General features: G+C 65.8%; 12 protein-coding genes. 6 read left to right on the top strand and 6 right to left on the bottom strand.

Annotation, left to right across the window (positions count from 1 at the left end; genetic code table 11):
• Positions 1-68: 68 nt before the first annotated feature.
• The 5 genes from ACIPY3_RS17220 to ACIPY3_RS17200 all read right to left on the bottom strand — a co-directional run bounded on the left by ACIPY3_RS17220 (position 69) and on the right by ACIPY3_RS17200 (position 4411).
• Entirely contained in the window at positions 69-608 is a 540-nt protein-coding gene (locus ACIPY3_RS17220) for an NUDIX hydrolase family protein (protein WP_400270579.1), read from the bottom strand.
• Between the two features lie 78 nt (positions 609-686).
• Positions 687-1295, bottom strand: a complete 609-nt coding sequence (locus tag ACIPY3_RS17215) for an RraA family protein (RefSeq protein ID WP_400336112.1) — start codon at positions 1293-1295, stop codon at positions 687-689.
• Positions 1292-1681 (bottom strand): RidA family protein, encoded by a 390-nt coding sequence (locus ACIPY3_RS17210; RefSeq protein WP_400336110.1) that lies wholly within the window; start codon positions 1679-1681, stop codon positions 1292-1294. The genes ACIPY3_RS17215 and ACIPY3_RS17210 overlap by 4 nt, the downstream gene beginning before the upstream one ends.
• Positions 1678-3042, bottom strand: a complete 1365-nt coding sequence (locus ACIPY3_RS17205; protein ID WP_400336108.1) for an MFS transporter — start codon at positions 3040-3042, stop codon at positions 1678-1680. Before ACIPY3_RS17205 ends, ACIPY3_RS17210 begins: the two co-directional genes overlap by 4 nt.
• 157 nt (positions 3043-3199) lie before the next feature.
• Positions 3200-4411, bottom strand: coding sequence for a PucR family transcriptional regulator (locus tag ACIPY3_RS17200; RefSeq protein WP_400336106.1), 1212 nt, complete (start codon positions 4409-4411; stop codon positions 3200-3202).
• Positions 4412-4575: 164 nt separating this feature from the next.
• On the opposite strand from ACIPY3_RS17200, the gene ACIPY3_RS17195 reads away from it, so the two are divergent.
• The 5 genes from ACIPY3_RS17195 to ACIPY3_RS17175 are packed head-to-tail and all read left to right on the top strand — an operon-like array spanning position 4576 to position 11930.
• A complete protein-coding gene (locus ACIPY3_RS17195) occupies positions 4576-5907 on the top strand; it encodes an MFS transporter (protein ID WP_400336104.1) in 1332 nt (443 codons plus the stop codon).
• Entirely contained in the window at positions 5904-7526 is a 1623-nt protein-coding gene (locus tag ACIPY3_RS17190) for a thiamine pyrophosphate-dependent enzyme (RefSeq protein ID WP_400336102.1), read from the top strand. Before ACIPY3_RS17195 ends, ACIPY3_RS17190 begins: the two co-directional genes overlap by 4 nt.
• A 17-nt stretch (positions 7527-7543) precedes the next feature.
• A complete protein-coding gene (locus ACIPY3_RS17185) occupies positions 7544-8941 on the top strand; it encodes a gamma-aminobutyraldehyde dehydrogenase (protein ID WP_400336101.1) in 1398 nt (465 codons plus the stop codon).
• An 8-nt stretch (positions 8942-8949) separates the two neighbouring features.
• The gene (locus ACIPY3_RS17180) at positions 8950-10665 is read left to right on the top strand and encodes an amidohydrolase (protein WP_400336099.1); all 1716 of its coding nucleotides are present in this window, start codon (positions 8950-8952) and stop codon (positions 10663-10665) included.
• A gap of 8 nt (positions 10666-10673) precedes the next feature.
• Complete coding sequence (locus ACIPY3_RS17175; RefSeq protein WP_400336097.1) at positions 10674-11930, top strand: M20 family metallo-hydrolase; 1257 nt, start codon at positions 10674-10676, stop codon at positions 11928-11930.
• On the opposite strand, the gene ACIPY3_RS17170 is transcribed toward ACIPY3_RS17175, so the two are convergent.
• Entirely contained in the window at positions 11927-12631 is a 705-nt protein-coding gene (locus ACIPY3_RS17170; protein ID WP_400336095.1) for a hypothetical protein, read from the bottom strand. The genes ACIPY3_RS17175 and ACIPY3_RS17170 overlap by 4 nt on opposite strands.
• An 86-nt stretch (positions 12632-12717) precedes the next feature.
• Between ACIPY3_RS17170 and ACIPY3_RS17165 the strand changes: the two genes are divergently transcribed.
• Entirely contained in the window at positions 12718-13323 is a 606-nt protein-coding gene (locus ACIPY3_RS17165; RefSeq protein WP_400336093.1) for a YdeI family protein, read from the top strand.
• Positions 13324-13348: the final 25 nt, after the last annotated feature.

Raw genomic sequence — 13348 nt, 5'->3', positions numbered from 1 at the left:
GTCCTTTGGTTCTCGTGCGGTCCGCCGTCCAGTCTACAAAAGCGGACCGCCAATAACCTGAGGACCCGCTAGGCGACGATGCCGGAGAACGCCAAAGCCTGGCGGACCAGGTTCCCGCGGCCGCCTTCGAATTCCTGCTGGACGCCGTCGCTGAGGACTTCCTGCGGGGTCATCCAGGTGAGTTCCAGCGCGTCCTGGCGTGGTTCGCATTCGCCGGTGACCGGAATGATGAACACCAGCGACACCGCGTGCTGGCGGTCGTCCGTGAAGCCGGTCTGGGAGGGCGCGGGGAAGTATTCGGCAACCGTAAACGGCACCGGGCTGATGGGCAGTTGCGGGAAAGCCAGGGGGCCGAGGTCCTTTTCCATGTGCCGCAAAAGGGCTGCCCGGATGGTTTCGCGGTAGAGGACCCGGCCGGAGACGAGGTAGCGCACCATGTTGCCGTCGGCGTCGCCCTGCAGGAGGGTGCCCACTTCGTTGACGTACCCGAGCGGATCCAAGCGGACGGGGACAGCCTCCACGTAGACCATGGGGAGGCGGCCGCGGGCTTCGAAGAGGTCCTCATCGGAAAGCCAGCCTGGATACGGGTCGGGTGTACGTACGCTCATGGTTAAGTTCTACCCCATCACCAGCCGAAGTTCCGTTGAGGCCTTGCCCGGCGCTGTGGCGTTACGCTCTCGGCGGTATTACAACGCAAGGATTGACTCGAGGGGGTGGCCGGAGGCAAGGCGCGCAAGGATGTCCGGCTCGGCCTCGTCCGATGCCAACGCCTTATCCAGGACTCCCCGGGCCGCTTCGGGTGGAAGCACGATCACCCCGTTGTCATCCCCAAGCACCAGGTCTCCGGGATTGACCTCCACTCCGCCGCAGTGCACCGGGACGTCCACCGCCGAACCCGTACCGTGGAGCCGTTTGGTGGTGAGGCACGTGGTGCCGCGGGCAAAGACGGGCAGCCCGGCCTGCCGCAGTTCCAGGACGTCCGTCGCCACGCCGTCAACTACGACGGCGGCGGCACCTTGGGCGATCGCCGCGGCTGCCGTGACGGCACCGACGGGCGCATGGCGATGGTCGCCGAGCATGTCCACTACGAGCACATCTCCGGGCCGCAGGGCCAGAAGGGCGCGATTCATGGCGATGGCATCGTGGTCAGCGATCCGGACGGTGACGGCTGGTCCAGCGACCTTCACGTTCTCCAGCAGGGACTGGATGGCCGGATCCACGAAGCCGTCCTCAAGGAAGTGGCCGATGGTGGGATAGCTGACTTTCTGCAGGTCCTGGAGCAGTGTGGTGATCATGCTGCCACCACGGCGACACACTCGATCTCGAGGGACACGCCCCAGAGGCTCACACACACCGTGGTCCGGGCAGGCTTGGCGTCGCCAAAGTACTCCACATAAACGCGGTTGTACTCCTCAAGCTGCTCTTCGCTGGTCAGGTAGGTGTTCACCTTGACCACGTGCTGCAGGCTGGACCCGGCTGCTTCCAGAACTCCGGCGAGGTTTTCGATGGTCTGGCGGACCTGCCCTTCGAACGTGCCGGGTTGATCGTCCAGGCCTGTGATCGCCGGGATCTGGCCGGAGGTGAACACGAAACCGTTGGCAATGACCGCCGGGGAGAAAGGCCCGACGGCGGGCGCCTGGCCGGGGATGCCGGCCAGGCGCTCGATGGTGGTTGCGGTCACTTCGCTGCCACGGCTTCCGCTGCAGCCTCGGCCGGAGCTTCCTCGACGGAGTCGATGTTGCCGTGCCGGGTCTCGGTGAGGACGAAGAGCGCTGCCAGGGAAAGAATGGCCGCCGCCATGATGTACCAGGCGATCGAAGAGCTCTGGCCGGTCAGGCCAAGGAGCCACGTGGTGATGAACGGCGTGGCGGCACTGCCCAGGAGCCCGGAGAGCATGTACGCCACGGACAAGCCGGAGTAGCGGACCTTGGAGCCGAACAGCTCTGCCAGGAAGGTGGCGATGGGGCCATAGTTGGCCGCGAATGCCGTCATCATCGCAAGGTAGGCCACGAACAGCAGCGCCACCGATTTGGTGTCCATGAGCCAGAACATCGGGAAGGCGAGGGCGGCTTCGGCAGCGACTCCGGCGTAGATGATGGGCTTGCGGCCGTACTTGTCCGAGAGCTTGCCGAAGAAGGGAATCAGGACGAAGCACAGGGCACAGGCGGCCAGGACAACCCAGAGCATGAGGCTCTCGGAGTGGCCCAGTTCCTTCTTTCCGTACGAGACTCCCGATGCCACCAGGAGCGTGAAGGTACTGCCGGTCGAAAGCGTGGCCACGCCGCCCAGGACAACGTGCTTCCAGTACTTGGCCATGAGGGAGGCAAATGGCATCTTGGCCTTGGCCCCGGCGGTCTTGACGGCCTGGAAAGACGGGGTTTCCTCGATGTTCAAGCGGATGTAGATCCCGACGGCCACCAAAAGGACGGAGGCCAGGAACGGGATGCGCCAACCCCACGAGTGCAGGGCGTCCGTGCTGATGCTTGAGGCCACAATCAGGAAGGCAACGTTGGCGATCAACGTGCCTGCGGGAACGCCAACCTGGACCAGGGACCCGAAGAAACCCCGGCGGGCCGGGGGAGCGTGCTCAACGGTCATGAGCACCGCGCCACCCCATTCGCCACCGAGGGCCAGGCCCTGGATGACGCGAAGGAGGAGGAGCAGCAGCGGGGCCATGATGCCGATGCTCTGGTAGTCAGGCAGCAGGCCAATGGCGAACGTCGCAGCGCCCATGGTCAGGAGCGAAACGAGCAGCATCGACTTGCGGCCAAGCCGGTCACCGAAGTGGCCGAAGATGATGGCACCCACCATGCGGGCGATGTAGGCCGAAGCGAAGGTGCCGAAGGCGAGCATGGTGCCCACGATGGGGTCGAAGCTGGGGAAGAAGATCTTGTTGAAGACCAGCGCTGACGCTGTTCCGAAAACGAAAAGGTCGTACCACTCGACGGTGGTGCCAATAACGCTGGCGAGGGCAATCTTGCGCATCTTGGCCAAGTCCAGCCTGGCTGTGGATGCGGAGTCGGTATCTACCGTTTGGGCCATCAGAATCTCCGGATGGGGTGCGGGGACGAGTGTCCGGTGCAAGGTAGCTACAACTATTCTGTGTTGCCGATCACAGCTTCAATGGCATAAATCCCAGCAAAAATGCGCCGGAAATGTGAAAACACACATCGGGCCCCTCTGGAATCAACACGCGGCACTATGCCCAGGCCACCACCAGCCGTGCTGCGCTCACCGGTACCGCGAGGTCGATTCCGGTCAATTCCTGGAAGCGGTTGAGCCGGTTCAGGATGGTGTTCCGGTGGCAGAACAACTGCTCCGAGGTCAGGGTGACGTTGCCCGTGGTCAAGTAGTTTCGAACGGTCTCCAACAGGCGCTCGCGCTCGCCGCCCTTGCATTCGGCCAGGGCTTCCTCGAGTTCGGCAGCCAGGTCCAGTCCGGCGTCCTGCAGGTTCTGTTGCGCCAGACGGGCCCACGCCGAATCCGCCGAAAGCGGACCGGCATCGCGTGGCCGGAGCAGCGCGGCCAGGCTTTCCGCCGTCCGGGCCGCTGCCGGCAAGGCCCGCAGTCCCAGAACTTCGGGAACATAGCCGCAGGGGACGTCCACGACGCCGGGCGGCAGCTGGTGTCTTTCGGCGTCGGGTCCGTGAAGCTCGCCGCGGTTTTCCGGAGCCCTTGACCGGAGTGGTGGAAGGGTCCAGAACACGTAGGTATTTCCGCCCGACTCGTGCGCGAACAATCGCTGCCGGGCGTGCTGGCTTGATCCGAACTGGGATACGGCGGCCCGCAACCGGGCCCCTGGTTCACCGCTCGCAGCCACCAGGGCAAACCTGGATTCCGGGTTGATGCCCAGGGCCGAAGCTACTTGCGCGGAGGTCTCCAGGGACGGCGTGCTCTGGTTGAACAGGCGGGCGATGAACTCGCGCTGGATGCTCGACTCTTCCTGGGCCATGCGCACGCGTTCGGTGAGGTAGCTCGTGTGGGTCCGGGTGGCGAACTCGTCCACCACCCGCCACACCTGGTCCACCCTGGAGGCCAAGAGGATGGCGTCCTCCGGCTTGGCAATCTCCAGCAGTTCGGCCCACAGGATGCTGAAGTCCAGTCGCACAGCGGACGTCAGGGACTCTGGGGGAATGCCTGCGCGGGCGCGCTTGGAGCCGAGGTCGGAGGCGAAGTCCAGCAGTCCGTCACTGCTGTCAGTTGTGCCGTTCTTGAGCCCGCGAATGAGGCGCCGGAACGTTCCGCGGGCAGTCTCGGTGATCTCCTGGATGGTCACCTGGCTTTCGCCGTATTCGGGGATCTCGCGGACCCTGGCGGTAAACGCGCGGGCCAGTTCATCCAGCCGTCCATCCAGCTGATCCACCAGTTCGGTCCAGCGCTGGGTGTGCCCCGACGTTTCAACATTGTGCATTCACACATCCTAGCGGTCCTTTTGCGTGATGTATCGCTAGTTATTTTGGGAAAAACTACTGGCACTATGGAATGAGTCACTGTGGAGTGAACCCCCTCACAAGCATCCACACCACCTTCCGGGCCCCCAACGCCCGGTCCCGTTTTCGCACTTTTGGAGCAACAATGGCAAGCACCGTCAGCGGAGCCACGGGCGTCAGCCCAACGGCAGCACGCGTCGTCGATGAAAGCGTCACCAAGAAGGTGGCCCTCGCTGCCCTGGTGGGCACGGCGTTGGAATGGTACGACTTCTTCCTCTTCACCACAGCCGCTGCGCTGGTGTTCAACGCACAGTTCTTCGTCTCGCAGGACCCGTTCGTCGCAGCAATGGGCTCCTTCGCTACGTTGGCTGTTGGCTTCGTGGCCCGCCCCATCGGTGGCTTCATCTTCGGCGCACTTGGAGACAAGGTGGGCCGCAAGAAGATCCTCATGGTCACCATCGTCGGGATCGGCATTGTCACCGGCCTTATCGGACTGCTTCCCAACTACATGACCATCGGCCTGGCCGCCCCCATCCTCCTCGTGGCGCTGCGCATCGTCCAGGGCCTCGCCGTCGGCGGTGAGTGGAGCGGCGCGGTGATCATCGCCGTCGAGAACGCTCCAGTAGAGAAGCGGGCCCGCTACGCGGCGCTTCCGCAGGTGGGTTCGCCGATCGGCACCATCCTGTCCTCGGGTGGTTTCTTCGGCATGCTCTTCCTGGTGGGCCAGACCAACTTCGATGCCTGGGGCTGGCGCATTCCCTTCATCGCAGCTATCCCGCTGCTGGCCGTCTCCCTGTGGATCCGCAGCAAGCTCAGCGAGTCGCCCGAATTCGAAGCCCTCATGGAATCCGGCGAAACAGAGCACGCACCCATCCGCGGCGTCCTGAAGAACAGCTGGCGGCAGATCCTGGTGGGCATGTGCTCGGCTCTCCTGGGCATCGGCGGCTTCTACCTCATCACCAGCTTTGTGGTCTTCTACGGCACCAAGGTCCTCAAGCTGCCCTCCGAGTTGTTGCTCCTGGGCACCCTGCTTGCCGCTGCCCTCGAAATCGGCGCGCTCATCTGGGCCGGCCGCCTGGGCGAGAAATTCGGCGCCAGCAAGGTCATCCTCTGGGGTGGCGTTGCCTCAGCCCTCATCGCAGTCCCGGTGTTCCTGGCCATTGACAGCCGCAATCCCGTGCTGGTGGTCCTGGGCATGATGATCGGCGTCGCTGTCCTGTCCATCCCGTACGCCGTCTCAGGCACCGCGTTGACCGCCCTCTTCGCCACGAAGGTGCGGTACACCGGCGTCGCCATTACCTCCAACACGGCAGGCGTTATCTCCGGCTTCGTGCCGCTGATCGCCACGGCCCTGGTGGCCACCAACAACTCCTTCTGGCCGGGCGCCATCATCCTGCTGGTCGTTTCCGCACTGACCGCCCTCTCCGGATTGTTCCTCCCACGCCTTTCCATCGAAGAAGAAGGAATGAAGCATTGAGCACTACCACCACTGCGGGCCACCTGATCGTTGGCCAACTTGAACGGGCAGGCATCAAGCGTGTGTACACCGTGCCGGGCGAAAGCTTCCTGGATGTCCTTGACGGATTGCACGGCTCACCGATCCAGAACGTCGTGGCCCGCCAGGAAGGCGGCGCCGGGTTCATGGCCCTCGCCGAAGGCCGCTTGACGGAACTTCCAGGCGTGGCCATGGTGACCCGCGGTCCGGGCGCAGCAAACGCATTCATCGCCATCCACACGGCCCACCAGGATGCCACGCCGCTGATCCTGTTCGTCGGCCTGATCCCGGTCGCAGACCGTGGGCGGGAGTCGTTCCAGGAGTTCGACATCAACGCCTGGTTCGGCAGCACCGCCAAGAAGGTGGTCACGCTCGACGACGCCGCTTCCGCAGCACGCGTGGTGGACGACGCCATCTTCACAGCCCTCAGCGGGCGTCCTGGACCCGTGGTCATCGGCCTTCCGGAGGACGTCCTGGTGCACGTCGTCGAGGACGCCACGGTGGAACCCCGCACGGTCGCCCGCCCGGAGCCGACCGTCGCGGACCTTGCCGCGTTGAAGCAGAAGCTGGAGCAGTCACGCAAGCCGCTCATCGTCGTCGGCGGCGAAGGTTGGACGCAGGAGTCCGGCGAGCAACTGGCCGCCTGGGCGAGCCGCCACAGCATCCCGGTGGTGGCGGACTTCCGCGCTTACGACGCCGTTCCGCACCGCAGTGACGCCTACGCCGGCTACCTCGGATACGGCCGCAGCGACGCGAACGCCCGGCGCCTGGACGACGCCGATCTGCTGGTCTTTGTAGGCTGCGTCCGCGGCGACGTCCTCTCCGACGGCTACCAGCGCGGGCTCAGCGCCGAGACCATCGTGGTCAACGCAGACGCGAACCTTTTGGGCCACTTCGGCCGGGTGGACCAGCACATAGTTGCCGATGTTTCGGCGTTTGCGGGTGCCCTCGCCGCCGTTGACGCTGCTGTGGAACCGCAGGAAGGCTGGTTCGCGACCGCCCGCGCCGAGCAACTGAAGTTCTCCACGCCAACCCCCGACGGCGGCATCGGCGTCGATCTCGGCGTCGCCATGGAGCTCCTCAAGAAGGAAATGGACGACGACGCCGTCCTCACCTTCGGCGCCGGGAACCACGCCCTATGGCCCGCGCGCTACCTTGAGCACAACACCGCCAACTCCCTGGCCGCTCCCCGTAATGGCGCCATGGGTATGGGTATCCCGGCCGCCGTGGCAGCGTCGCTCGCGTACCCGGGCCGGCAGGTCATCTCGGTAGCCGGTGATGGTTGCTTCATGATGAACGGCCAGGAGATCGCCACGGCCATGGGCTACGGCGCGCAGTTCATTGTGCTCGTGGTGGACAACGGCATCTTCGCCACCATCCGTGAGCACCAGGAAGCGCACTATCCGGACCGCCCGTCCGGAACGCACATGACCAACCCGGACTTCGCCGCGCTGGCCCGCTCCTACGGTGGTTACGGCGAGCGGGTGGACCGCACGGAAGACTTCGCAGCCGCGTTCCGCCGCGCCGTCGACTCCGGCCTTCCGGCGCTGCTGCACTTGCCGCAGGACCCCACGACGCGTTCGCCCAAGACGTCCAACTAAGAGTCAGGACCTTTTTCGTGATTCAGCTCCAGAACATCATCAACGGCGAGTCCGTCTCCGCGCCGGAAACTCTCCCGTTCTTCGACCCCACCTCGGGCGAGCAGATCGGTACCGCTCCGGACAGTGACGCAGCCGCCGTCGACACCGCGTTCCAGGCCGCTGCCGCGGCTTTCAAGAGCTACAAGCGCACGACGCCGGCCACGCGCCAGTCGCTACTGTTGCAGCTTGCGGACCTCATTGAGGCCAACGTTGACCGGTTGCTCGAAGCCGAAGTTGCCTGCACGGGCAAGCCGGCAGCCCTCACCCGCGAGCTCGAAATCCTCCGCGGTGCCGACCAACTCCGCTTCTTTGCTGGAGCCTGCCGGGTGGTTTCGGGCACGGCACAGACCGAGTACGTCGAAGGATTCTCTTCGACCGTCCGGCGCGAACCCATCGGCGTCGTCGCGCAGATTACTCCGTGGAACTACCCGTTCATGATGGCCATCTGGAAGATCGGTCCCGCGCTGGCCGCCGGTAACACGCTGGTGCTCAAGCCCGCCGACACCACCCCGTGGTCCACGGTGGTCCTGGCTGAGCTGGCCCAGCAGGTGTACCCGGCCGGTGTGGTGAACGTGGTGTGCGGCGGTCGCGAGGCCGGGGCTGCCATGGTGGACCACGAGATTCCGGAAATGGTGTCCATCACCGGCTCCACCCGGGCCGGTGCCCAGGTGATGTCCGCAGCGTCCAAGACGCTCAAGGATGTCCACTTGGAGCTCGGCGGCAAGGCGCCCGCGGTGGTGTTTGCCGACGTCGATATCCAACGGACCGCACGCGAGATCGCCCTGGCCGCCTTCTTCAACGCGGGCCAGGACTGCACGGCCGTGACCCGCGTGCTGGTCCACCAGGACATCCACACGGAGTTCGCCGCGGCTTTGGCCGATGCTGCCTCGGCTCTTCGGGTTGGCGAGGACCTTGGCCCGCTCAACAGCGCCGCCCAATTGGAACGCGTGGAGGGCTTCATGTCCCGCCTTCCCGCGAACGCGCAGGTCCTGGCCGGTGGCAAACGCACCGGAACCGGGTACTTCTTCGAGCCCACGGTGATCGACGGCGTGTTCCAGACCGATGAGGTGGTGTGCGACGAGATCTTCGGTCCCGTCCTGACCGTCCAGCCCTTCGCCACGGAAGAGGAAGCCCTGGAGCTCGCCAACGGCACCAAGTACGCGCTGGCTTCCAGTGTGTGGTCCGAGAACCACGGTGTGGTGACGCGCGTTTCCAATGAGCTCGACTTCGGTGCCGTCTGGATCAACTGCCACCAGGTCATCCCGGCCGAAGCGCCGCACGGTGGCTTCAAGCACTCCGGCACCGGCAAGGACCTGTCCGTCTTCGGACTCGAGGACTACACGCGCATCAAGTCCGTCACCACGTCCCACCGCTAGAAGACGCCATGAAACTCGACCTCCTCCTGCGCAACGCAGACATCATCACCATGGACCCGGACCGTCCGTCGGCCAGTTCGCTGGGCATCTGGCAAGGCCGCATCGTGGGCCTCGACGAGGACCTGTCCGGCGTGGACGCTCTTGAGGTTCTGGACCTCGGCGGCGCGACGGTAACTCCGGGCTTCATCGACGCCCACTGCCACACCACGTGGTTCGGACTGGGACTCGCGGAACTGGACGTGTCCGGTGCCCGGGGGCTGGAGGAGCTGTATGGGCTGCTGCGGGACGCAGTCACGGACGGCGGTGGAACCAAAGGCGAGGGCTGGCTCTTCGCTACCGGCTTCAGCCAGACCCAGCACGGCGGGCTCTTCCCGGACATCGCCGAGCTTGACCGCATCACGGGGGAGCGGCCGCTGTTCATGCGCCACAACTCCGGGCACATGGCCGTGGTCAACACGGCCGCGCTGCGGCTGGCAGGTGCCCACTCGCCGTCGTTCCCCGACCCCGACGGCGGTGCGATTGTCCGCGACGCAGCGGGACGTCCCACGGGACTCGTCCAGGAAACGGCGCAGGAACTCATCCAGCAACTGATCCTGCCTTACTCCTTGGAAGACATCGAGGCGGCGCTGGAACGGGCCACGGCGTACTACGCCTCGGAGGGGATCACGAGTTTCACCGAAGCCGGGGTGGGCGGAGGCTGGATCGGGCACAGCCCGGCCGAGCTCGCCGCCTACCAACGGGCTGCCGGGAACGGCCGCCTGCACGCCCGGGCACAGGTGATGCCGGTGCTGGATGTGCTGCACCCCCTCGATGGACATTCCTCGGACAGTCCCGGTGCGGCTCCCACCGGACTGGACCTGGGGATTTCCACCGGATTCGGCAGCGGCTTCCTGTCACTCGGGCCGGCGAAGGTGTTCCTGGACGGCTCGCTTCTGGGTGAGACGGCTGCCGTGAGCCACGAGTTCTGCAGCCACGGGCACAAGGACAACCGCGGCAATGTGGGCTACTTCCAAGCCGACCCGGCGCAACTCCGGGAACGCATCGAATCCGCCTACGCCGCAGGATGGTCCATCGCGGCCCACGCCATCGGAGACCGCGCCATCGACCTGGCCCTGGATATCCTCTCGGATTGCCAGGCCACCTACGGCCCACGGCGTGTGCCCAACAGGATCGAGCATGCCTCCATGACCCGGCCGGAGCAGCTGGACAGGCTCGCCGAAGCGGGCATCGCCGTCACGCCACAGGCCAGCTTCTTCCGCGACGGCGGAGACGGCATGACGGACTCCCTCGGTCCGGACCGGCTTCCGTGGGCCTACCGCGCGGCCAGCTTCCTCGAAGCCGGAGTCACGCTCGCAGGCAGCTCCGACAGGCCGGTCGCCGATGGGAACGTCCTGCGCGGGATGCAGGCGTTCGTGGACCGTCGCACGGAATCCGGCGCGGTCTTCGGCAATCCGGCCGAGCGGCTCACGCCGTTGCAGGCCCTGGCGGCCTACACGAGCGGAGCCGCCGAGGCCACGGGATCGCTGGACGTGAAAGGGACCCTCACACCCGGCAAGCTCGCGGACTTCACAGTCCTCTCGGCCTCTCCTTTGGACGCTCCGGACATCAGCGCCCTGCGCGTCCTGGCCACCGCCGTCGGAGGCCGATTCACCTACCAATCAACCGACTTCCACACTGCGCCGGCGTCGCTCGTTCCGGCCGGCCAGTCGCACCACAGCCTTTAGGGGAGACCATGACAACCACAGCCAGCTTCACCGCCCAGGACACCGCTTTCGTGCAGGACTTCCGGACCATGAGCGCCTTCGGAGCCACCGAGAACGGCGGCGTGGACCGCCAGGCCGCCACCGTCCCGGACGGCGAACAGCGCCGCTGGCTCACCGGCCTCCTCGAGGAGCACGGCTTCACCGTGAAGTTCGACCACGCAGGCAACCAGTGGGGCCTCTACGAAGCCGTGCCCGGTGCGCCGTTCGTGGTGGTCGGCTCGCACATGGATTCACAGCCGACGGCGGGCCGTTACGACGGTGCGTACGGCGTCCTCGCTGCCGCCCACGCTGCGTTCCGATTGGTGAGCCGCTGGGAAGCCGGCGCCGAGGCACCCACGTTCAACCTCGCCGTCGTCAACTGGTTCAACGAGGAAGGCAGCCGCTTCAAGCCGTCCATGATGGGCTCCTCCGTCTACACCGGAAAACTGGAACTGGAGGACGCCCTCAACACCCAGGACGCCGCCGGGGTCACCGTGCGGGACGCATTGGATGCGATCGGCTGCCGCGGAACGTTCGAGGGGCCGGAGGCCGCCTACTGCGCCGAGATCCACATCGAGCAGGGCCGCAGCATGGAACGCGAGGGCATCACCATCGGCTTGGTGAGCTCCAACTGGGCCGCCAACAAGTACGAATTCGTGGTCCACGGCGAGCAGGCGCACACCGGATCCACCGTGATCGCGGACCGCAAGGACGCACTGCTTGGCGCCTCCATGCTGGTGGTCGCCGCCCGCGAACTCGCCGACCGTTTCCCTGGCGTGCTGCACACCTCCGTCGGCCAGCTCAACGTCTACCCGAACTCGCCCGTAGTGGTTCCGTCCCGCGTGAACCTGCTCCTTGACCTGCGCAGCGCCGACGAAGCCGTGCTGGCCGAGGCCGATGCCCTGCTGCACCAACGCATCGCGGAGATCGAACAGGCGGCCAACGTCTCCGTGGAGCAGCACCACTCGCACTCCTGGGCCGTGACGCCGTACCAGCCCGAAGGGGTGGAATTGGCAGCCAAGGTCGCTGCCGATCTGGGCCTGTCGAACAAGGAAGTCATGACCCTCGCCGGTCACGACTCCACCAACATGAAGGACCTGGTTCCCACCGTGATGCTGTTCGTGCCCAGCGTGGACGGGATCTCGCACAACGAGCACGAGTACACCACGGACCAGGACATCGTTGCGGGGCTGACCATGCTCACCGAGGTGGTCCGGCGGCTCTGCGACGGGGCGTTGGAGGACTAGGTACCCGTCACCACGATCGACGCCGGCGCGGAGCCGGCAGCCGCGTCCGGGTTGGCGACGTACAGCACATCGTCCTCGATCCTTGAGTCGATGCCCGCCCCGTGGAGCCTGTCCAGCAGCGGTTCCAGGCCGCCGTCGTACTCGAAGGCCAGGTCGCCGGACGCGGGCTCCGCGCCGTGCAACACCCGCAGGACGCCGCCGTTCTTGGTAGTGAAGGTAGCCGACTCGTCGGTCGAGGAGCGCGGCCGCGCGCCAATGTTGCGCAGCTCCTGGGCGGAACCCACGACGTCGGGACTTACCCACGTGGCCACCACGGCGAGTGCCGGGTCGGCTTCGTCCGAGGTTGCCCAGGTTCCGTCCGCGGCGCGTTGGGCCGGGTCGGCAAGGAAGGTGAAGCCATCCCGTGCCGTTACTTGGACGGTTTCCCCGTGGGCTGCCTCGGTGACGTCCGCGATGGTTCCGTCGTCCCTGGTCCGCCGGGCGAACTCGTCCAGCACGCCCACCTCAACGCCGAACATGGTGGTGCCATCGTCCGGCTGGGTGGATTCGTGCGCCACCCTGTGCAACGCGAGGCGGCCCGATCCGGCGTCGAACTCCCACCAGTCCTTGTCCGCCTTGGTGACCACCAGGCCAAGAGCCTCAAGCAGTTCGGCCCACGGTTCCGGCCGGGAGGTGAAGTGGATAGGGCGTGCTCGCAGCATGGATCCTCCTGGGCTGGTTCCCGGCAATTCGCGGCTTCCGCTCCCAAGCCTATGCCGAAAGCACGGATTCACAGCAGAATGGGGCCATGCCCATCGAACTTGCAGAACTGATCGTCAAAGACGCGGACCAATGGCGCGAATGGTTGTCCGATCACGCGGCAGAGAGCCGCGGCGTGTGGCTGGTCCTCCACAAGAAGGGCGGCAACGTCACCGAACTCGATTACGACGCCGCCCTGGACGAGGCTCTCTGCTTCGGGTGGATTGACGGGCAGGTGAAAAAACGCGACGCCGAGAGCTACTTCCAGCGTATGACCCCGCGCGGCGCCAAGAGCATCTGGTCCGCCCGGAACGTGGGGCACATTGCCCGTTTGGACGAGGCCGGGAGGATGACCGCCTCCGGATGGGCCGCCGTCGACGCCGCCAAAGCCGATGGACGCTGGGAGGCAGCTTATGCCGGGCCGGCCACCATTGAAGTGCCGGAGGATCTGGCCGCGGCCATTGCCGCCGTTCCGGAGGCCCAGGCGATGTTCGAGGTCCTGACATCGCAGAACCGCTTCGCGCTGATCCACCGGACCAACTCGGTCAAGCGTGCCGAGACCCGTGCCAGGAAGATCGCGGGCTTCGTGGAAATGCTGGCCCGGCACGAAGCCCCGTACCCGCAGAAGAAAAGTCCCGCCTCCCCGCCCAACTAGGTCGCATTTGTGCGCGTTTTGATGG

Source organism: Paenarthrobacter sp. NPDC089714 (assembly GCF_044748905.1).
Taxonomy (GTDB): Bacteria; Actinomycetota; Actinomycetes; order Actinomycetales; family Micrococcaceae; genus Arthrobacter.
This window is presented reverse-complemented; position numbering and strand designations above follow the sequence as displayed.

Excerpts from the sequence above, each read along its gene's own strand:
- ACIPY3_RS17220 (WP_400270579.1), bottom strand. The coding sequence starts at position 608 with ATGAGCGTACGTACACCCGACCCGTATCCAGGCTGGCTTTCCGATGAG.
- ACIPY3_RS17215 (WP_400336112.1), bottom strand. The coding sequence starts at position 1,295 with ATGATCACCACACTGCTCCAGGACCTGCAGAAAGTCAGCTATCCCACC.
- ACIPY3_RS17205 (WP_400336108.1), bottom strand. The coding sequence starts at position 3,042 with ATGGCCCAAACGGTAGATACCGACTCCGCATCCACAGCCAGGCTGGAC.
- ACIPY3_RS17200 (WP_400336106.1), bottom strand. The coding sequence starts at position 4,411 with ATGCACAATGTTGAAACGTCGGGGCACACCCAGCGCTGGACCGAACTG.
- ACIPY3_RS17195 (WP_400336104.1), top strand. The coding sequence starts at position 4,576 with ATGGCAAGCACCGTCAGCGGAGCCACGGGCGTCAGCCCAACGGCAGCA.
- ACIPY3_RS17180 (WP_400336099.1), top strand. The coding sequence starts at position 8,950 with ATGAAACTCGACCTCCTCCTGCGCAACGCAGACATCATCACCATGGAC.
- ACIPY3_RS17175 (WP_400336097.1), top strand. The coding sequence starts at position 10,674 with ATGACAACCACAGCCAGCTTCACCGCCCAGGACACCGCTTTCGTGCAG.
- ACIPY3_RS17170 (WP_400336095.1), bottom strand. The coding sequence starts at position 12,631 with ATGCTGCGAGCACGCCCTATCCACTTCACCTCCCGGCCGGAACCGTGG.
- ACIPY3_RS17165 (WP_400336093.1), top strand. The coding sequence starts at position 12,718 with ATGCCCATCGAACTTGCAGAACTGATCGTCAAAGACGCGGACCAATGG.